The sequence below is a fragment of the Kitasatospora sp. NPDC087315 genome (assembly GCF_044744345.1).
Taxonomy (GTDB): Bacteria; Actinomycetota; Actinomycetes; order Streptomycetales; family Streptomycetaceae; genus Kitasatospora.
Window position 1 is genome coordinate 214323 of sequence record NZ_JBIUYD010000003.1, and the last position, 19442, is coordinate 233764.

Sequence of the window (19442 nt, forward strand, 5' to 3'; positions counted from 1 at the left end):
CGTGGGATTTGTTCGAACTGTGGTCTGCACCAGGCCCTCCGTCGCGGTGACGGCGGTGGATGAGGGGGAGCGGTCGCCGATGGGCGTGCAGGACCGGCCGGAGGCGGCCGAGGTGGAGCGGCTGCTGGCCGGGCGCTACGAGCTGGGCGACCGGCTCGGCCGGGGCGGCATGGGCACGGTCTGGCGGGCCTGGGACCGGATGCTGGACCGCGAGGTGGCGGTCAAGGAGCTCACTGTCAGTCACCTCCCCGAGGAGGAGCTGCAGATCCTGCACGCCCGGATGAAGCGGGAGGCCAGCGCGGCCGCCCGGATCAAGCACCCCGGCGTGATCACCGTCCACGACGTGCTGGAGCAGGACGGCCGCCCGTGGATCGTGATGGAGCTGGTCGACGGCCGCTCGCTGGCCGACGTGATCAGCCAGGACGGCACCTTGCAGCCGCGCGCCGTCGCCGAGGTCGGCAGCCAGGTGCTGGCCGCGCTGCACCGGGGCCACCAACTGGGCGTACTGCACCGGGACGTGAAGCCGGCCAACGTGCTGCTGGAGCGCGGGACCGGCCGGGTGGTGCTGCTGGACTTCGGGATCGCCACCTACGAGGGCTCGGCCGAGCTGACCCGGCCCGGGGACCTGGTCGGTTCGCCCGACTACCTGGCGCCGGAGCGGGCCCAGGGCGAGCGGCCGGGACCGGCCTCCGACCTGTGGGGCCTCGGGGCGACCCTGTACGCCGCGGTGGAGGGCGAGTCGCCGTTCCGCCGGACCTCGCCGCTGACCACCCTGGCCGCCGTGGTGGCCGAGCCGCTGCCGGAGCCGCGCCGGGCCGGGCCGCTGGGCCCGGTGCTGGCCGCGCTGATGGCCAAGGACCCGGCCGACCGTCCGGCCGCGGACGAGGCGGCCCGGATGCTGGCCGAGGTGCAGGCCGGGCACACCATCGGCCTGAAGGCCGTCGCGCCGCTCAAGATGCCGACCCGGTCGGTGCCGTTGGTGGACCGCAACGGGGAGCCGTCCGAGTCGGCTTCCGCCGTCGAGCCGGAGCCACCGACCGGGTCGCAGCCGGCCGCGGCAGGGGCGGACGGCGCGGGCGGGGTGGACGGGACGGACGGCGCGGGCGGCGCCGTCGTCGGCTCCCCGGCGCCCGTGGAGGTACCCACCGGGCCCACCGCGCCGGTGGTGCACCCCGTCGCGCCCGCGCGCGGCCCGGCCAAGCGCCGCACCGTACTGCGGCTCGCCCTGATCGGCCTGGCCGTCGCCGTGCTCGCGGCCGGGGCCACCTTCCTGGTGACCCGTCACCACGACGCCCCGGTCACGGAGCTCAACCCGGCCGTCTCCGGCGAGCCGAAGGCCGGCGCCCCCGGCAACGCGGAACCGGCGCCCCCCGGCTACCGCTGGGTGGACGACCCGGCGGGCTTCCGCTTCCCGCTGCCGGTCGCCACCCCGGCCTGGCAGCGCAGCACGGACAACGCGAACCAGATCTTCTACAGCCCCGACAACAAGACGCACTACCTGCAGTTCGCCGTCACCGTCGGCCAGTCGGTCAAGCCGCTGGAGCACCTGCGGCAGATGGAGACCACCGTCTCCAAGCTGAAGGACTACCGCCAGCACAAGCTGACCAGCGTCGGGGTGAACGGCCACGACGCGGCGGTCTGGGAGTTCAGCTACGCGGCCAAGGAGGGTGGCCGGCGGCGGGCGATCGAGGCGGAGTTCATCGACGGCGACGGCACCGGCTACGCCGTCTACCTGTCCTGCCCGGACGCGGACTGGCCCGAGGGCGAGCGGCGGTTCACCACGGTGCTCAACGACTTCACCCCGACCCGCTGAACCCGTTCGGCGGGCGCGCGCGGCGGCGCGCGCGCCCGACACGGGCGGTTTCTTGTTACCGGCGGGTACCGAACCGGCCGCCGAGCGCCTAGGCTGCGCCGTATGACGGACCTCACAGCAGATGCAGCGGCCACTGAGCACACCGGCGACGGCTCGGCGGCCCGCAACCCGGTCGCGCCCGGCGGCGGCCGCACCGTCGCCTCGGCCGTCCCGGCCTCGCTGGTCTCCCGCCTGGCCGGCGGCGTCACGGCCAGCGGCGAGCCGCACCTGGTGGAGACCGTCGCCCCGCTGACCGGCGAGCGGCTGGCGAGCCTGCCGCAGTCCACCCCGGCCGACGTCGAGGTCGCGTACGAGCTGGCCCGGCGCGCCCAGCCCGCCTGGGCCGCGCTGCCGGTGCGCCGCCGGGCCGCCGTCCTGCTGCGCTTCCACGACCTGCTGCTCAAGCGGCAGGACGAGGTGCTGGACCTGATCCAGGCCGAGACCGGCAAGGCCCGGCTGCACGCCTTCGAGGAGGTGCTGGCCGTCGCCATGGCGGCCCGGCACTACGGGCGCGCCGCCCACGCGTACCTGCGCGACAAGCGGCACGGCGGGGCGCTGCCGGTGCTGACCCGGGCGGTCGAGGCCCGCCGGCCCAAGGGTGTCATCGGGCACATCTCGCCCTGGAACTACCCGCTGGAGCTGTCCATCGGCGACGCCCTGCCCGCCTTCGTGGCCGGCAACGCGGTGGTCAACAAGCCGGACACGCAGACCGCGCTGACCGCGCTCTGGGCCCGGGAACTGCTGGTCGAGGCCGGGCTGCCGGCCGACCTCTGGCAGATCGTGGTCGGCGACGGCCCGGTGGTCGGCCCGGCCGTGGTCGAGCACGCCGACTACGTCTCGTTCACCGGCTCCACCCGGACCGGCCGGGACGTCGCCCAGCGCGCCGCCGCCCGGCTGGTCGGCGCCTCGCTCGAACTCGGCGGCAAGAACGCCATGCTGGTGCTCGCCGACGCCGACCTGGACCGGGCCGCCGAGGGCGCCGTCCGGGCCTGCTTCTCCTCGGCCGGCCAGCTCTGCATCGCGATCGAACGCCTGCTGGTGCACCGCTCGGTGGCCGAGGAGTTCCTGGCGAGGTTCGCCGAGCGGACCCGGGCGCTGCGCCTGGGCGGCGGCCTCGCGTACGGCGCGGACATGGGATCGCTGGTCTCGGTACGGCAGTTGGACGCCACCACGCGGCACGTGGACGAGGCGGTCAAGGGCGGCGCCACGGTGCTGGCCGGCGGCCGGGCCCGGCCGGACCTCGGCCCGTTCTTCTACGAGCCGACCATCCTGGACGGCGTCACCCCGGAGATGGCGGTCTGCGCCGAGGAGACCTTCGGCCCGGTGGTCTCGGTCTACCGCTTCGACACCGAGGAGGAGGCGGTGGCCGCCGCCAACTCCACCGCGTACGGGCTGAACTCCAGTGTCTGGACGAGGGATTCGCGGCGTGGCCGGGCCGTCGCGGCCCGCCTGCGCACCGGCACGGTCAACATCAACGAGGGCTACGCGGCGGCGTACGGCTCGGTCTCCGCGCCGATGGGCGGGATGGGGGAGTCCGGGCTCGGCCGGCGGCACGGCGCCGACGGCATCCTGCGGTTCACCGAGGCGCAGACCATCGCCGGCCAGCGGCTGGTGCCGCTCGCGCCCGCGTTCGGCCTGGACGACCGGCAGTTCGCCGCGGTGTTCACCGGCGGGCTGCGGGTGCTGAAGGCGCTGCGCTTCCGGTAGCCGCGCCCGCCGGGCGGCTCGTCCGGTCCGTCCCCGACGTCAGTTCTTTTCCCGAAGGAGCGGTGGCACATGGTGGGGTCCAGCGGTGCGGCGGACTTCGACTACGACGTGGTCGTGGTCGGCTCCGGCTTCGGCGGCTCGGTCGCCGCGCTCCGGCTGACCGAGAAGGGCTACCGGGTGGCCGTCCTGGAGGCCGGGCGGCGCTTCGACCGCGACGAACTGCCCCGGAACTCCTGGGCCCTGGCCGACTACCTGTGGGCCCCCCGGCTCGGCCTGTACGGCATCCAGCGGATCCATCTGCTGGCCAACGTGCTGATCCTGGCCGGCGCCGGGGTCGGCGGCGGCTCGCTGAACTACGCCAACACCCTGTACGTGCCGCCGAAGGCGTTCTTCGAGGACCGCCAGTGGCGCCACATCACCGACTGGCAGGAGGAGCTGGCGCCCTTCTACGACCAGGCGCAGCGGATGCTCGGGGTGCGGCTCAACCCGACCGTCACCCCGTCCGACGTCCACCTCAGGGCGGCCGCCGAGCGGATGGGCGTCGGGCACACCTTCCACCTGGCACCGGTCGGGGTCTTCTTCGGTGACGGAAAGGACGCCGAAGGGAGGGCCAGGGCGGCCCCGGGCGCCGAGACCGAGGACCCGTACTTCGGCGGCGCCGGCCCGAAGCGGCGGGCCTGCGTGGAGTGCGGCGAGTGCATGACCGGCTGCCGGCACGGCGCCAAGAACATGCTCACCGAGAACTACCTGTACCTGGCCGAGCGCGGCGGCGCCGAGATCCACCCGCTCACCACGGTGGCCCGGATCCGCGAGCACCGGGGCGCGGACGGGAGCCCGGGCTACGCGGTGGACCTACGCCGGACCGACGCGCGCTCCACCACCGACCGGGTGAAGGCGGGGGCGCGGACCGTCACCGCCGCCCGGGTGGTCGTCGCGGCCGGCACCTACGGCACCCAGTCGCTGCTGCACCGGATGCGCGACGGCGGCCACCTGCCCCGGATCTCCGGCCGGCTCGGCGAACTGACCCGCACCAACTCCGAGGCGCTGGTCGGCGCGCAGACCACGGACCGGCGGTACGGCTCCCGGGCGGACTTCACCCGGGGCGTCGCGATCACCTCATCGATCCACCCGGACGAGAACACCCACATCGAACCGGTGCGCTACGGCAAGGGCTCCAACGCCATGGGCGCGCTGTCGATCATGCAGGTCAAGGGCGGTGGCCGGACCCCGCGCTGGCTGCGCTACCTGGGGACGGCGGCCCGGCACCCGGTGACCTTCGCCCGGTCGATGGACCAGCACCGCTGGTCGGAGAAGACCATCATCGGCCTGGTGATGCAGTCCCTGGACAACTCGATCACCGTCTCGCTGAAGAAGAAGGGCCTCGGCAGGAGCCGGCTGACGTCCACCCAGGGCCACGGCGCGCCCAACCCGACCTGGATTTTGGCCGCCGAGCAGGGCGCCCGGGCGCTGGCCGACGAGATCAACGGCTTCGCCGGCGGCACCGTCGGCGAGATCTTCGACATCCCGATGACGGCGCACTTCCTCGGCGGCTGCCCGATCGGCGACACCCCGGAGAGCGGCGTGGTCGACCCGTACCACCGGCTGCACGGGCACCCCGGGATCAGCGTGGTGGACGGCTCGGCGGTCTCCGCGAACCTCGGGGTGAACCCCTCGCTGACGATCACCGCACAGGCCGAGCGGGCGATGTCGATGTGGCCCAACAATGGCGAGGAGGACCCGCGCCCGGCTCCGGGCGAGGAGTACCGGCGGGTCGCCCCGGTGGCGCCGGTGCGGCCGGCCGTTCCGCAGGACGCCTTCGGCGCGCTGCGGCTGCCGCTGCTCGCCGTGCCGGAGGTTCCGAGGAAGCGGCCCTGAAGGGCCGGTGCCGCCGCAGGGTCCGCGGTGACCCCGAGCCGTCGGGACCAGGCCGGCCCGGGCCCGGACAGGGCAAAGGGCCCCGCGGGGGAACGGGGCCCTTTGTCGCTCAGCACTCGGCGTCAGGGCGGCGCCGGTGCTGGAGGTGACGGCGCCGGGGGAGGAGCGCCGTCGGGTCGGTCGGATTCTGGGTCGCGCCGTCGCGGCTCCGGCGTGGATGGGCCGGTCGCGCGGGGCGCGCACGCTCGCGGCGCGGCGGTTCGGCGCGCGTGTCTGCGCCGGGCCTTCGCTCACGGAGCGTGAGGTGAAAATCGTTGCCGCCTCGGGTCTTGGCGGCATCGGGGGACGGCCTCCGCGAAGGGCCTCGGGCCCGCCGGGAGAACTGCTTCCAAGCAGCATCGTGCTGGACGAAGGGCTTGTTCTGCAACCGATTCGGCGTACTTCGGTACAGTCCATTTTCGGCCCGGCCGGTTCGGGAGGGCTGTGCCCGTCCGCGTGGGAGGCTCCGACGGGCACAGCGGTGATCACGGTGCGTAGTGATGGTGGTCGGCCGGAGCGCACGGGGACGCGCGTAGCGGCGTGGGACGGCAAAGGGCATGCGCCGGGGTGCGACGGTCGGCCTCCGGGCGTCCCCGGGGACCGACCGCCCCACCTTCCTGATTCCAGTCGCGGCCGGGTTCGCTGTCCCCTGCTGGCCGACCGCCGCACCGGCGCACGGTCCCACGGCGCACCGCTCCCGGCGGGGCCGGGACCGCGGCGGCGCCACGCGCGCCGGTGGACTGGGATGAGCTCCACGCGTGGTCCTGCAAGCCCGTACGGCAGCGCCCCTGCCGGGGCGGAGGCGGCGCACCTGGCGGGCGCGGCGCGGTCGTACGGTCGTCTGGAGCAACGAACCGGCCACCCGGCCGGTCACGGTCCCGGCGGCGGGCAGACGAGTGAAACCGGGCCGCCCGGTAGACTCGGCCCTAGACCCCCAGCCCGTCGCCCGCCGCCACCCTTGTAGGACGCGTGGCGCGCGACACCTTTCGTACCGCTGCCGGAAGGCCGTCCGTGTCCTCTGCTATTCCCGACCAGTCCGTACCTGAGACCGACACCGTCCTGGTCGTCGACTTCGGTGCCCAGTACGCCCAGCTCATCGCCCGCCGGGTGCGTGAGGCCAGGGTCTACAGCGAGATCGTGCCGAGCACCATGCCGGTCGCCGAGATGCTCGCCAAGAACCCGAAGGCGATCATCCTCTCCGGCGGCCCGTCGTCGGTCTACGAGGAGGGCGCGCCGCGGATCGACCGCGCGATCTTCGAGGCCGGGGTGCCGGTCTTCGGCATGTGCTACGGCTTCCAGCTGATGGCCGTGACGCTCGGCGGCACCGTCGACAACACCGGCGCCCGCGAGTACGGCCGCACCCCGCTGACCGTCTCCCGCGCCGGTTCCACCCTGTTCGAGGGCGTCCCGGCGCAGCACTCGGTGTGGATGTCGCACGGCGACGCCTGCTCCGCCGCCCCCGAGGGCTTCGTGGTCACCGCCTCCACCGGCGTGGTGCCCGTCGCGGCCTTCGAGAACGACGAGGCCCGCCTCTACGGCGTCCAGTACCACCCCGAGGTGCTGCACTCCGACCACGGCCAGCAGATCCTGGAGCACTTCCTCTACCGCGGCGCCGGCCTGGCGCCGACCTGGACGACCGGCAACGTCGTCGAGGAGCAGGTCGCGCTGATCCGCGCCCAGGTCGGCGACAAGCGCGCCATCTGCGGCCTCTCCGGCGGCGTCGACTCCGCGGTCGCGGCGGCCCTGGTCAACAAGGCCATCGGCGAGAAGCTGACCTGCGTGTACGTCGACCACGGCCTGATGCGCAAGGGCGAGACCGAGCAGGTCGAGAAGGACTTCGTCGCGGCCACCGGCGTCCAGCTGAAGGTCGTCGACGCGCAGGAGCGGTTCCTGACCGCGCTCGCCGGGGTCAGCGACCCCGAGGAGAAGCGCAAGATCATCGGCCGGGAGTTCATCCGGGTCTTCGAGCAGGCCCAGGCCGAGATCGTGGCCGAGGCCGGCGAGCACGGCGAGTCGGTGGAGTTCCTGGTCCAGGGCACCCTGTACCCGGACGTGGTGGAGTCCGGCGGCGGCACCGGCACCGCCAACATCAAGTCCCACCACAACGTCGGCGGCCTGCCCGAGGACCTGCAGTTCCAGCTGGTCGAGCCGCTGCGCAAGCTGTTCAAGGACGAGGTCCGGATGGTCGGCCAGGAGCTCGGCCTGCCGGACGAGATCGTCCAGCGCCAGCCGTTCCCGGGCCCGGGCCTGGGCATCCGGATCGTCGGCGAGGTCACCAAGGAGCGCCTGGACCTGCTCCGCGACGCCGACGCGATCGCCCGCGAGGAGCTGACCGCGGCCGGTCTGGACCGCGAGATCTGGCAGTGCCCGGTCGTGCTGCTCGCCGACGTGCGCAGCGTCGGCGTCCAGGGCGACGGCCGTACCTACGGTCACCCGATCGTGCTGCGTCCGGTGTCCTCCGAGGACGCCATGACGGCCGACTGGTCGCGGCTGCCGTACGACGTGCTGGCGAAGATCTCCACCCGGATCACCAACGAGGTCCGCGACGTGAACCGCGTGGTGGTGGACGTCACCAGCAAGCCGCCGGGCACCATCGAGTGGGAGTGACCGCTCCCCGCCGGCACTGAGCGGCCGCGCCGTCGTTCCCGTGGACAAGGGAGCGGCGGCGCGGCCGTTCGCGGTGTACCGGGCGCCGGACGGGTGGGACCTCCCACCGAAAGCGCTCGCGACCGTGCAGAATGCGGACCGGACCTGCCCGGGCGTGGCAGGCAGGGAAGGAAGGTGTGAGCGATGTCGGAGGCCAGCAGCTCCATGGTGGCCGGCGGGGGAGCGGCCGGCCGGGCGGTCCGGCGCAAGAACCTCGCCTCGCGGTACGCGCTGCTGCCGGTGCGGATCTTCCTCGGCGTCACCTTCGTCTACGCGGCGCTGGACAAGCTCTCCGACTCGCACTACCTGGCCGGCGCGGGCGACCCGGCGTCGTTCGTCTCGCAGACCCAGGCGGTCAGGGACAGCAGCCCGGTCTCCTTCCTGCTCGGCGCCGCCCTGCACGCGCCGACCCCGTTCGCGCTGGCCATCGCCTTCGGCGAGCTGGCGGTCGGCCTCGGCACCCTGGTCGGCCTCTGGGGCCGGGCCGCGGCGCTCGGCGGGGCGCTGATCAGCCTCAGCCTCTGGCTGACCGTCAGCTGGAACGTCTCGCCGTACTACCTCGGCAACGACCTGGCCTACCTGATGGCCTGGACGCCGCTGGTGCTGGCCGGCACCCCGTACCTGTCGGTGGACGGCTACCTCGCCCGGCGGTCGGCCCGGGACCGTGCGCGCGGGCTGCGTGAGCAGCACGTCAGGCGGCGGTCGGTGGTGGACGGCGGCATCGCGGCCGTCGCGATCGGCGGCGGGGGGCTGCTCACCGGTTCGCTGACGGCCACCTTCGGGCGCCCCAAGCAGGCGGCCGTGCCCCAGCGGTCCGCCCCGGCCGGTCCCGCCGCGCCGGCCGTCTCGGTGGCCGCCGCGAGCGTCCCGGTCGGCGGCTCGGCCCAGGTCAAGGACCCGGCCACCGGCGACGCCGTCTACATCGTCCAGCCCAAGGCGGGCCAGTACTGCGCCTTCTCCGCGGTGTGCACGCACTCCGGCTGCGCGGTCGACGCGCCGAAGAACGGGCAGCTGTACTGCCCGTGCCACGGCTCCCGGTTCGACGCGGCCACCGGCGCCGTGGTCAACGGGCCGGCCACCAAGGCGCTGCCCAGGTACGGCGTCACCAAGGACGGCGACAAGCTGAACCTCGGGCCGCTGCAGAGCTGACGCCCCAGGGCGTGCTCAGTCCCGGCGGGGCTCGTCGCAGCGGCCGCGCCGGGTCATCGCCGCGACCGCCCCGGCCAGGCCGCCGACGCCCAGCACGATGAACGTCACCGGGATGACGATCCGGCCGTTCACCGTGATGTCGTTCAGCGACGCCACCAGGTAGAGCACCGCGATCACGGTGAACAGTCCGCCCGCGATCAGCGAGAACAGGTCGAGCTGGTGCTTCCTCACGACTGGACCACCTTGATCTCGCCGAGCCCGACCGTCAGCTGGAGGTCGAGCGTGCCCTTGGATGTCTGACCGTTCAACGGCTGGTACTGGTACGTACGGGTGGTCCGGTCACTGGTGACCGGCTCACCGGGCGCCCGGACGTTGCCGAGCACGACGCGGGTCCGCAGGTTCACCGTCACGTCCGACGGCAGCGTGACGGTCAGGTTGCCCATGCCCAGCTGCACGGTGGTGCCCACGGCGGCACCGGCCGGGTCCAGCCCGGCCAGGTCCAGCTCGATGTCGCCGGCCCCGAGGACGTACGTGGGCTCCAGCTCGCTCGCCGAGACGACGCTCCAGCTGCGATGGCCGGCCGCGTTCTGCATCGAGACCGACGAGTGACCGACGAAGCTCAGCGCCAGAGTGAGCAGCAGCCCCACCACGGTCAGCCGCCGGGCCCGGCCGAACTTCGCGCCGACCAGCAGCGTCAGACCGACCACCAGCAGGGCGGTCGCCAGCACGGTGGCGTTCAGCACCGTGGTGCTGCGGTCCGCCGAGGCCGACCAGACGGCGGTCGCCGCACCCACCGCCACCAGCAGGCCGAAGAAGCCGAGCGCCGAGCGCTCGCACCGGCGGTGCACCACCGGGGGGGCCGGGGGGGGCGCCGCCGGGCCGCCCTTGCGCAGCGGATCGCCCTGCGGCAGGTCGGGGCGCCGCCACCAGGGCTCCGCCTGCGGCCCGGCCGGCGGGACGGGTGTGCCGTGCGGTGCGGCGGCGCCGTCGTACGGGTTGCGCTCGGGGTGGCGCGGATCCCACAGGTAGCCGCTCGGCCCGGTGTGCGGGGTGTCGGCCGGGACCGTTCCGGCCGCCCGCTCCTCGGCGTGCCGCGCCCGCGCCCGCTGGTCCTCGGCCGGCCGCGGCCAGGAGTAGGCGGAGCCCGACGGCTCCTGCTCCGGGAAGTGCCGGTCGAACGGGCCGCCGCGGCGCTCCCGGCCGCGCCGGCGGCCTCGGCGGCGCTCCGGGTCGTAGCGGACCGCGAGGAAGACCAGGGCCCCGAGCAGCAGCAGCGGGAACATCTGGTCCCCGTCGCCCATGGAGGAGAAGAACACCCCGGTGCCGATCACGGTCAGCAGCACCGCGCCGACCGACTGGCCGTCCACCCGGCCGGTGAGCACCCGCTGGAGCTCGGTGCGGCCCGCCGTGCGGCCGCCCTTGCCGTCCGGGACCGGCTCGGTCGGGACGATCAGCCAGGCCAGCCCGTACAGGAACAGCCCGAGGCCGCCGGAGAGGCAGAGCACGGCCGTCACGACACGGAAGACCACCGGGTCGATGTCCAGATGCCGGCCCAGGCCGCCGCAGACACCGGCCACCACGCGGCGGTGCTCGGTCCGGGTCAGCGGGGGGCGTTCCGGCTCGGGCGGGGAGTTCGGCCCGGTCTCCTGGAGGGGGTGGTCTTCGGTCATGTCCACCATCCTGGTGGCTGCCGGGCCCCGGCCCAACCGGTCCGAGCCCTGTCCGGACCCTGACTTGTCCCTGAGAGAGGGTAGGGGGGCACCCTGATGCGTCCGGCCCCGCCCGCGTGGAACCATCGTGGCGTGGCAGCCCCCGGTTCCGACTCCCGACCCCTCGTCCCCGACGCAGCGCCGTCGGCCGGCCCCGATCCGGCCGTGCCCGCCGACGGCCGGCCGCCGTACCGCCGGTTCTACCGCAGCCCGCAGGGCCGGATGCTCGGCGGGGTCGCGCACGGGCTCGCGGTGCACCTCGGTCTGCCGGTCACCTGGGTCCGGGTCGCCTTCGTGCTGCTGTTCTTCGCGCAGGGCATCGGCGTGCCGCTGTACGCGGCGTTCTGGTTCGTGGTGCCGATCGGCATCGGCGAGCCCGCGCAGCGCGGCGCCCACTGGGTCTACCTCAACGGCGCCTTCGTGCCCACCGGGCTCGGGCAGGCACCGGGGGCGGCCCTGAGCAAGGGCCGGCGCGGGCGGCTCGACCGGCTGCGGGAGCAGTTGCAGCACACCTTCCACGGCGAGCCCGCCGGGGCGCCGCCCGCCGAGACGGGCGAGGAGGGGACGGCACCGGCCCGGGCCGCCGGGAGCGGCCAGGCCGGCCTCGGCCAGCTCGCCGCGCTGGTCATGGTGGTGATCGGCCTGATCGCCCTGCTCAGCTCGCTCGGCGTGCAGACCGCCAAGCCGTACACCTGGCCGCTGCTGGCGATCGGCGTCGGCGTCGCGCTGGTCTGGCGGCAGGCCGACGACTCCCGCTGGCAGCGCTGGTTCGGCCTGGAGGAGAGCGAGAAGCGGCGCGGCGCCTACACCCGCGTCGGTGCCGGAGTGCTGCTGGTGGTGGCCGGCACCATCGCCTTCCTCGCCATGCAGGGCAGCGGCTCCACCCTGGGCTCGGTGGTGGAGGCCTCGCTCGCGGTGCTGGCCGGGGTGCTGGTGCTGGTCGGCCCGTACGCGCTGCGGATGTGGCAGGACCTCGGCGCCGAACGCACCGCCCGCATCCGCGCCCAGGAGCGCGCCGAGATCGCCGCGCACGTCCACGACTCCGTGCTGCACACCCTGACCCTGATCCAGCGCCGGGCCGAGGACCCCAAGGAGGTGCTGCGCCTGGCCCGGGCCCAGGAACGCGAGCTGCGCCTCTGGCTCTACCGCCCGGAGGCCGCCGCCGAGGCCGCGCCGGACACCATGGCCGAGAGCCTGCGCGCGGTGGTCGCCGAGGTCGAGGACCGGCACGGGGTACCGGTCGAGGTGGTCATCGTCGGCGACTGCCCGATGGACGAGCGGATCTCGGCACAGATGCAGGCCGCGAGGGAGGCGACGGTCAACGCGGCCAAGTACGGTGGCGGGGGACCGGTCCAGGTCTACGCCGAGGTGGAGGGGAGGACGGTGTCGGTGTTCGTCCGCGACCACGGCCCCGGCTTCGACCCCGATACGGTGCCCGAGGACCGGATGGGCGTACGCGAGTCGATCATCGGCCGGATGAAGCGCAACGGCGGCACCGCACGGGTGCGGTCCGCGCCGGACGGCGGCACCGAGGTCGAGCTGGAGATGGAGAGAACGGATGACTGAGGCAGCGCCGGCGGTGGCGTCCCAGGCCGAAGGCCCGGGCAGGATCGCGCGGGTCGTCCTGGTGGACGACCACCGGATGTTCCGGACGGGGGTACGGGCGGAGATCGGGCGCACCGAGGCCACCGGCATCGACGTGGTCGGCGAGGCCGACGACGTGGAGTCCGCGGTCCGGGTGGTCGCCGAGACCAGGCCGGACGTGGTGCTGCTCGACGTCCACCTGCCCGGCGGCGGCGGGGTCGAGGTGCTGCGCCGCTCGGCCGGGCTGATGGGGGAACAGGGCGGCGTGAAGTTCCTGGCGCTGTCCGTCTCCGACGCGGCCGAGGACGTCATCGGGGTGATCCGCGGCGGTGCCCGCGGCTACGTCACCAAGACCATCACCGGCACCGACCTGGTCAACGCGGTCTTCCGGATCTCCGACGGCGACGCGGTCTTCTCGCCTCGGCTGGCCGGCTTCGTGCTGGACGCCTTCGCGGCCACCGACACCCCGCCGGTGGACGAGGACCTCGACCGCCTCACCCAGCGCGAGCGCGAGGTGCTGCGGCTGATCGCCCGCGGCTACGCGTACAAGGAGATCGCCAAGCAGCTGTTCATCTCGGTCAAGACGGTGGAGAGCCACGTCTCCGCGGTGCTGCGCAAGCTCCAGCTGAGCAACCGCCACGAGCTGACCCGCTGGGCCACCGCGCGCCGGCTGGTCTGAGCCCCGGGACCTCGCCGCCCCGTTGCCCGCCCGGCCCGGTTCCTCCGGCCGGGCGGGCTTGTCAGTGGGTGGCCATAGACTCGGAGTGCCATGAGTAGCCTCTTTGACGACCTCCCGCTCCCCGGTTTCGAGGCCCCCGCCGCCGGGTCGAAGCAGCAGCCCGCCGCCCCCGCCGACGAGGAGCCGCCGCCGTACGAGGACGACGTCCCGTACGACGCGTACGAGGAGGCGATTCCGCAGGGGCTGTTCGAGACCGACCACGCCGCCGAGGCCGAGCGGGACTCCTGGTACCGCAACGGCGCCGCCCGGACGGTGGTGGACCCGGCGCAGCTGCTGGAGGGGATGAACGACCCCCAGCGCGAGGCGGTGCTGCACGCGGGCTCGCCGCTGCTGATCGTGGCCGGCGCGGGCTCCGGCAAGACCAGGGTGCTCACCCACCGGATCGCCCACCTGCTGGGCGCGCGCGGGGTGCAGCCGGGCGAGATCCTGGCGATCACCTTCACCAACAAGGCGGCCGGCGAGATGCGCGAGCGCGTCGAGCAGCTGGTCGGGCCGCGGGCCCGGGCGATGTGGGTGTCCACCTTCCACAGCGCCTGCGTACGGATCCTGCGCCGCGAGTCCAAGCTGCTCGGCTTCACCTCCTCGTTCTCGATCTACGACTCGGCGGACTCGCAGCGGCTGATGTCGCTGGTCTGCCGCGATCTCGACCTGGACCCGAAGCAGTTCCCGCCGAAGTCCTTCACGGCGAAGATCAGCAACCTGAAGAACGAGCTGATCGACGAGGAGACCTACGCCGACCAGGCCGCCAACCCGATGGAGAAGAAGCTCGCCGAGGCGTACTTCCTCTACCAGCGGCGCCTGCGCGAGGCCAACGCGCTGGACTTCGACGACATCATCATGACCACCGTCAACCTGCTCCAGGCGTTCCCCGACGTCGCCGAGCACTACCGGCGGCGGTTCCGGCACATCCTGGTCGACGAGTACCAGGACACCAACCACGCCCAGTACATGCTGGTCCGGGAGCTGAGCGGGGGCTCGGTCACCGCCGCGCCGAAGCGCACCGTCGACGGGGACCTGGTGGACCCGGCGGCCGGGCGGCTCGCCGAGGTGCCGCCGGCCGAGCTGTGCGTGGTCGGTGACGCGGACCAGTCGATCTACGCCTTCCGCGGCGCGACGATCCGCAACATCCTCCAGTTCGAGGAGGACTACCCGGACGCGGTCACGATCCTGCTGGAGCAGAATTACCGCTCCACCCAGACGATCCTGAGCGCCGCCAACGCCGTCATCGAGCGCAACGCCAACCGGCGCGAGAAGAAGCTCTGGACGGCCGGTGACCACGGCGAGAAGGTGATCGGCTACGTCGCCGACGACGAGCACGGCGAGGCCCAGTTCATCGCCGACGAGATCGACCGGCTGACCGACGCCGGGGACGCCAGGCCCGGCGACGTCGCGATCTTCTACCGGACCAACGCCCAGTCCCGGGTGTTCGAGGAGGTGTTCATCCGGGTCGGGCTGCCGTACAAGGTGGTCGGCGGGGTGCGCTTCTACGAGCGCAAGGAGGTCCGGGACGTCCTGGCCTACCTGCGGGTGCTCTCCAACCCCGAGGACACCGTGCCGCTGCGCCGGATCCTCAACGTGCCCAAGCGCGGCATCGGCGACCGCGCCGAGGCGATGGTCGACGCCCTGGCCGCGCGGGAGCGGATCTCCTTCGCGCAGGCGCTGCAGCGGGTCGACGAGGCGTACGGCATGGCCGCGCGCTCGGCGAACGCGGTGAAGAAGTTCAACACGCTGATGGCCGGGCTGCGGCAGGTCGTGGAGTCCGGAGCGGGCCCCGCGGCGGTGCTGGAGGCGGTGCTGGAGGAGACGGGCTACCTCGCCGAGCTGCAGTCCTCCACCGATCCGCAGGACGAGACCCGGGTGGAGAACCTCCAGGAGCTCGCCTCGGTGGCCCTGGAGTACGAGCAGGACCCGGGGGAGCGGCCGGACGCGGGCGAGGACGGCGCACCGCCGGTCGGCTCGCTGGCCGACTTCCTGGAGCGGGTGGCGCTGGTCGCCGACTCGGACCAGATCCCGGACGAGGACGAGGAGGGGCAGGGCGTCATCACGATGATGACCCTGCACACCGCCAAGGGCCTGGAGTTCCCGGTGGTCTTCCTCACCGGTATGGAGGACGGCATCTTCCCGCACATGCGGGCGCTCAACCAGGTCAAGGAGCTGGAGGAGGAGCGGCGGCTCGCGTACGTCGGGCTGACCCGCGCCCGGGAGCGGCTCTACCTGACCCGCTCGGTGCTGCGCAGCGCGTGGGGGCAGCCCTCGTACAACCCGGCCTCGCGGTTCCTGGAGGAGATCCCGGAGCCGCTGGTGGAGTGGAAGCGGATGGGGGCGGCGTCGGCGCCGGCCCCGCGCGGGTACGCGGGGGGCTCGTCCGGCTCGTTCGGCGGGCGCGGGTTCGCCGCGAGCGGCGGCGGTTCGCGCGGGTCCTCGCGGGGCGCCGCGGCGGCTGCGCCGAAGGCGGGCTGGGGGCAGTCGGCGCGGCGTTCCGGCGGCGCCGTCGAGCGCGAGGTCGTCGGGCTGGCGGTGGGCGACCGCGTCACCCACGACACCTTCGGGCTGGGCACGGTGGTGGCCACCACCGGCGTCGGCGACAAGGCGCAGGCCACGGTGGACTTCGGTTCGGAGGGGCGCAAGCAGCTGCTGCTGCGGTACGCGCCGGTGGAGAAGCTGTAGGACCGGGGCGGCGGGGCCCGCGCCGGCGGCCGGTGGGTCAGCGCGGGTCGATGCCCTGGGCGAGCAGCCAGGGCAGCGGGTCGACGGGTGCGCCGCCGCCGGCCGGGCGGATCTCGAAGTGCAGGTGCGGGCCGGTGCTGTTGCCGCTGCTGCCGACGAAGGCGATCACGTCGCCCGCCTTCACCGTGCCCTTGCGGATCTTGTACGAGCGCAGATGGCAGTACCAGGCCTCGGTGCCGTCGGCCGTCTTCAGGATCGTCATATAGCCGTACGACGGATTCCACTGGGTGCGGATCGTCCCGTCGGTGACGGCCAGCACCTGGGTGCCGCCGTCGACCGGGAAGTCGATGCCGGTGTGCCGGGCGGCCCAGTGCGTACCGGACGCGCCGAACGTCTCGCCCAGACCGCGCTGGGCGACCGGGAGGGAGACCTTGGGGCGCTCGGGCGGCTTGGGCGCCTCGGCGGTCGGGTCGGCGGTCGGGTCGGCGGTTGGCTGCGCGGCCGGGTCCGTGGTGGGCTGCGCGGCCGGGTCGGCGGCGGGCTGGGTGCCGGACAGCGGCTGGCGGGCGTCGCCGCGGGAGGCGTGAGCGGCGTCGCCCGGCGCGGAGGCCTGCCGGACGGTGGTCCCGGCGGCCGCACCGGCGCCGGCCGGGTCGGCGGCGGCCTGCTCGGGCCCCCGGCCGGCCGCCTGCGCGCGCTGCTGGTCGGCCGCTTCGCCCTGGACGGTCACGGCGGCCGCCGTGGCCACTCCGAGCGCGGCCACCGACGGCAGCGCGACCCGCAGCAGCGCCGTTCTGGTGGCGGCCTTGGCGGCGTCGCGGCGCTGGGCGCGCGACTGTTCGCGGGCGGCCACGCGCAGCTCGGCGCGGGTCGGACGGGCGGCTGCTTCGGGAGCCATCGGGGGCTGCCTCCTCGGTGGGCCTCGGGCACGTCGACGGACAGGGGAAAACAGCCGAGACTGTAGTCGTAACGCCGACATCCGGACAAAAGTCCGGATGTCAAGAGGCAGGGCCGTGGGGACACCGACGGTGACGGAGGGACGGAAAGCGGGCGGCGAAAGGCGAAGCTGTGACTTTCCCCTCCTCTTGCCGGGCGGCACGGCCAACCGGGCCGGGTGGCGCTAACCTCCCCTCAGGTTTGTTATTGCTGGTTAACCGCGCCCGCGCCCGACGAGGTCCGGTGGGGTGGTGGACGACGAGGTCCAGGAGGCAGTGATGGGTGTGTCAGGGCCGATCCGCGTGGTGGTCGCCAAGCCGGGGCTCGACGGTCACGACCGGGGCGCCAAGGTCATCGCGCGCGCCCTGCGCGACGCCGGTATGGAGGTCATCTACACCGGGCTGCACCAGACGCCCGAGCAGGTGGTCGACACCGCCATCCAGGAGGACGCGGACGGCATCGGCCTGTCGATCCTCTCCGGTGCGCACATGACGCTCTGCGCGCGCGTCCTGGAACTGCTGAAGGAGCGCGACGCGGAGGACATCAAGGTCTTCTGCGGCGGGATCATCCCGGACGACGACATCGCCGAGCTCAAGGCCCTGGGCGTCGCGGACATCTTCACCCCGGGCACGCCGACCCGGGACGTGGTGGCCTGGGTCGAGGCCAACCTGCGGGCCGCCGGCTGAGTCCACGCCGACCGGGCCGGTACGGAGAGCTTCCCGCTCCGTACCGGCCCGGTCGCATGTCGGCGACCGCCGCTCAGCCGTCGAGTTCGGCGAGCATCGCCTCCCGGAAGCGCAGGGTGCCGGCCAGCCGGGCGAAGGTCTCGCCCCAGGCCGAGGCGGGCGCGGCGGAGGCCGCCAGGGCCTCGACGGCGGTGGCCGTCCCGGGGGCGAGGGCCCGCTCGGTCATCCCGAGCACCCCGCTGTGGCTCCACGGGTACGCGCCGGAGGCGGCCGCCCGGTCCAGCGCCGCGACCACGGCGGTCGACAGCGGCGGGGTCCACGGGGTCGCGCAGGCGCCGAGCAGCTGGAAGGCCTCGCCGAGGCCGTGCACCTCGACGAAGGCGGCCGTCCAGGTGGCCCGTTCGGCGGCCGGGAGCACCGAGAGCAGCTTCGCGGGAGCGCCGGCCGTCCGGGGTGCGCGGCCCGTCCGGGTGCCCCTCCCCGGGGCGGGCGCGGGGCCGAGCAGCGCCCGCGCCCAGCCGGCGTCCTGCTGGCGGACGGCGGCCCTGGCCCAGGCCTCCCGCAGGTCGTCGGCCCAGCTGCTGCTGGTCTCGTCGATGCTGTCGCCGACCCGGAGGGCGAGCAGCTGATCCGGCGTCAGGCCGGTGGTCCCGGACCAGACGGCCAGCGGGGCGGCGGCGATCACCTCGCCGAACCACCAGGCCCGTTCGCCGCGCCCGGTGGGCGACTTGAGCGCAATGCCGTCGCGCTGCATGGCGGCGTCGCACGCGGCGGGCGGGCTGACCAGCAGATGCGTGCCGCGCTCCGAGAGGCGTACGGCGGTGCGGGCGCGCTCGGCCATCCGGTGGGCGAGGGCGGTGCCGGGGAGGGTGGAGAGCAGCTCGGCGGCGGTGGCCCGGACGTTCTTGCTGCGGTCGCCCAGGGCGGCCTCCAGGAACGGTTCGTCGGCGAGGGAGAGGCCTTCCTGCAGGGCGTCCAGGAAGAGCAGGCGGTCCTCGGCGCGTTCGGTGGGCCAGCTGCTCCGGAGCAGGGCCAGGCCGGCGGCGGGGTCGCTCCGGCGGAGCGCGGTGAGGTGGGTGACGCGTTCGGCGAAGAGGCCCTCGTGCCAGAGGCGGTCGTCCTCGGGGAGTTCGGCGGCGGGCGCGGGGTCGGTGGTGGTGCGCAGGACGAAGCGCCAGTCCGGGTTCTGGGCGGCGAGCCAGCGGCCGAGCGGGCCGGCCAGTGCGACCGCGTCGGGGCGCAGTTCGCTACGGGCCCGGGCCGCGTCCAGCAGGGCCGGGACGAGAGCGGCGGGCGGGCGGTAGCCGCGGGAGCGGGCGGTGGTGAGCCATTGGGGGAGCAGCTCGGCGAGGTTGGCGAGGGCGTGGCTCGAGCTGCTTCCGGCGCCGCGGTTGCTGAGCAGCAGGGAGAGCCGACGGGCGGCGGGGGGCGGGAGTTCGGGGCGCGGGTCCTCGGGAGCGGGCGGGCCGGGGGGTTCGGTGGCGGGCGCGGGGAGGGCACCGGCGCGGCGGCGGACGGCGGCCAGGGCGGCGAGTTCGAGGAGGGCGGTGGCCGGGTCGGTGCGGTCCACCGCCTGGGCGGTGGTGCGGTGGGCGGGGGAGCCGGTGGGGGGATCGGCCGGCAGGGGGCGGCGGTCGGTGCCGAGGAGGGCGGTGGTGTGGAGGGTCTCCCAGGGGTCGGCGGGGGTGGTGGGTGGCACGGGGGCTCCTGTGGGTTGGTGGTTGCTGTTCGGGGGGGCTCTCGGGAGGGTGGTGGCGGGGGGGGGTGCCCGGGGGGGGGGAGCGGGGGGGGGTTGTTATTTTTAAGTTCGCGCTAGATTTTTGGGGGCGTGTGCGGGATGCGGTGGTGAAGAA

13 protein-coding genes and 1 pseudogene are annotated in these 19442 nt (G+C 74.2%); 10 read left to right on the forward strand and 4 right to left on the reverse strand.

From position 1 onward, the window contains the following. Positions 1–79: 79 nt before the first annotated feature. The 6 genes and pseudogenes from ACIO5D_RS06010 (at position 80) to ACIO5D_RS06035 (ending at position 9268) form a co-directional block, all read left to right on the forward strand. Entirely contained in the window at positions 80–1813 is a 1734-nt protein-coding gene (locus ACIO5D_RS06010) for a protein kinase (protein ID WP_400653079.1), read from the forward strand. Between the two features lie 102 nt (positions 1814–1915). Then, positions 1916–3559 carry a succinic semialdehyde dehydrogenase gene (locus ACIO5D_RS06015; RefSeq protein ID WP_400756147.1) on the forward strand — a complete coding sequence of 548 codons (1644 nt, stop codon included), beginning with the start codon at positions 1916–1918 and terminating at the stop codon, positions 3557–3559. Positions 3560–3628: 69 nt separating this feature from the next. Further along, positions 3629–5434 (forward strand): GMC oxidoreductase, encoded by a 1806-nt coding sequence (locus tag ACIO5D_RS06020; protein WP_400794025.1) that lies wholly within the window; start codon positions 3629–3631, stop codon positions 5432–5434. A 1050-nt stretch (positions 5435–6484) separates the two neighbouring features. After that, positions 6485–8080 carry a glutamine-hydrolyzing GMP synthase gene (gene guaA, locus ACIO5D_RS06025; protein ID WP_363605556.1) on the forward strand — a complete coding sequence of 532 codons (1596 nt, stop codon included), beginning with the start codon at positions 6485–6487 and terminating at the stop codon, positions 8078–8080. A 204-nt stretch (positions 8081–8284) separates the two neighbouring features. Continuing rightward, positions 8285–8779: pseudogene (locus tag ACIO5D_RS06030) on the forward strand (DoxX family protein); the annotation flags it as partial. 189 nt (positions 8780–8968) lie between these two features. Then, complete coding sequence (locus tag ACIO5D_RS06035) at positions 8969–9268, forward strand: Rieske (2Fe-2S) protein (protein WP_363605797.1); 300 nt, start codon at positions 8969–8971, stop codon at positions 9266–9268. Between the two features lie 15 nt (positions 9269–9283). Here the strand turns inward: ACIO5D_RS06035 and ACIO5D_RS06040 are convergent, their stop codons facing one another. Both ACIO5D_RS06040 and ACIO5D_RS06045 read right to left on the reverse strand, forming a co-directional pair. Beyond that, entirely contained in the window at positions 9284–9499 is a 216-nt protein-coding gene (locus tag ACIO5D_RS06040; RefSeq protein ID WP_363605558.1) for a hypothetical protein, read from the reverse strand. Continuing rightward, positions 9496–10938 carry a PspC domain-containing protein gene (locus ACIO5D_RS06045; RefSeq protein WP_400794026.1) on the reverse strand — a complete coding sequence of 481 codons (1443 nt, stop codon included), beginning with the start codon at positions 10936–10938 and terminating at the stop codon, positions 9496–9498. Before ACIO5D_RS06045 ends, ACIO5D_RS06040 begins: the two co-directional genes overlap by 4 nt. Before the next feature lie 261 nt (positions 10939–11199). Here ACIO5D_RS06045 and ACIO5D_RS06050 point away from each other — a divergent pair, with 261 nt between their 5' ends. From ACIO5D_RS06050 to pcrA, 3 genes are all read left to right on the forward strand, one after another. Next, entirely contained in the window at positions 11200–12543 is a 1344-nt protein-coding gene (locus tag ACIO5D_RS06050; protein WP_400794159.1) for a PspC domain-containing protein, read from the forward strand. Beyond that, positions 12536–13240, forward strand: coding sequence for a response regulator transcription factor (locus ACIO5D_RS06055; RefSeq protein WP_363605560.1), 705 nt, complete (start codon positions 12536–12538; stop codon positions 13238–13240). The genes ACIO5D_RS06050 and ACIO5D_RS06055 overlap by 8 nt, the downstream gene beginning before the upstream one ends. Positions 13241–13330: 90 nt before the next feature. Further along, positions 13331–15967, forward strand: coding sequence for a DNA helicase PcrA (gene pcrA / locus ACIO5D_RS06060; protein WP_363605561.1), 2637 nt, complete (start codon positions 13331–13333; stop codon positions 15965–15967). 37 nt (positions 15968–16004) lie between these two features. On the opposite strand, the gene ACIO5D_RS06065 is transcribed toward pcrA, so the two are convergent. Continuing rightward, complete coding sequence (locus ACIO5D_RS06065; RefSeq protein WP_400794027.1) at positions 16005–16865, reverse strand: M23 family metallopeptidase; 861 nt, start codon at positions 16863–16865, stop codon at positions 16005–16007. A gap of 316 nt (positions 16866–17181) precedes the next feature. Between ACIO5D_RS06065 and ACIO5D_RS06070 the strand changes: the two genes are divergently transcribed. Then, a complete protein-coding gene (locus ACIO5D_RS06070; RefSeq protein ID WP_363605564.1) occupies positions 17182–17589 on the forward strand; it encodes a cobalamin B12-binding domain-containing protein in 408 nt (135 codons plus the stop codon). 73 nt (positions 17590–17662) lie between these two features. Here ACIO5D_RS06070 and ACIO5D_RS06075 read toward each other — a convergent pair whose 3' ends face one another. Next, positions 17663–19288 (reverse strand): DUF5691 domain-containing protein, encoded by a 1626-nt coding sequence (locus ACIO5D_RS06075; protein ID WP_363605565.1) that lies wholly within the window; start codon positions 19286–19288, stop codon positions 17663–17665. Positions 19289–19442 lie beyond the last annotated feature (154 nt).

Bases quoted from the DNA above. Each gene is read 5' to 3' on its own strand.
- pcrA (WP_363605561.1), top strand. From the start codon at position 13,331: ATGAGTAGCCTCTTTGACGACCTCCCGCTCCCCGGTTTCGAGGCCCCC.
- ACIO5D_RS06015 (WP_400756147.1), top strand. From the start codon at position 1,916: ATGACGGACCTCACAGCAGATGCAGCGGCCACTGAGCACACCGGCGAC.
- ACIO5D_RS06065 (WP_400794027.1), bottom strand. From the start codon at position 16,865: ATGGCTCCCGAAGCAGCCGCCCGTCCGACCCGCGCCGAGCTGCGCGTG.
- ACIO5D_RS06010 (WP_400653079.1), top strand. From the start codon at position 80: ATGGGCGTGCAGGACCGGCCGGAGGCGGCCGAGGTGGAGCGGCTGCTG.
- ACIO5D_RS06020 (WP_400794025.1), top strand. From the start codon at position 3,629: ATGGTGGGGTCCAGCGGTGCGGCGGACTTCGACTACGACGTGGTCGTG.
- ACIO5D_RS06050 (WP_400794159.1), top strand. From the start codon at position 11,200: ATGCTCGGCGGGGTCGCGCACGGGCTCGCGGTGCACCTCGGTCTGCCG.
- ACIO5D_RS06070 (WP_363605564.1), top strand. From the start codon at position 17,182: ATGGGTGTGTCAGGGCCGATCCGCGTGGTGGTCGCCAAGCCGGGGCTC.
- ACIO5D_RS06055 (WP_363605560.1), top strand. From the start codon at position 12,536: ATGACTGAGGCAGCGCCGGCGGTGGCGTCCCAGGCCGAAGGCCCGGGC.
- ACIO5D_RS06045 (WP_400794026.1), bottom strand. From the start codon at position 10,938: ATGACCGAAGACCACCCCCTCCAGGAGACCGGGCCGAACTCCCCGCCC.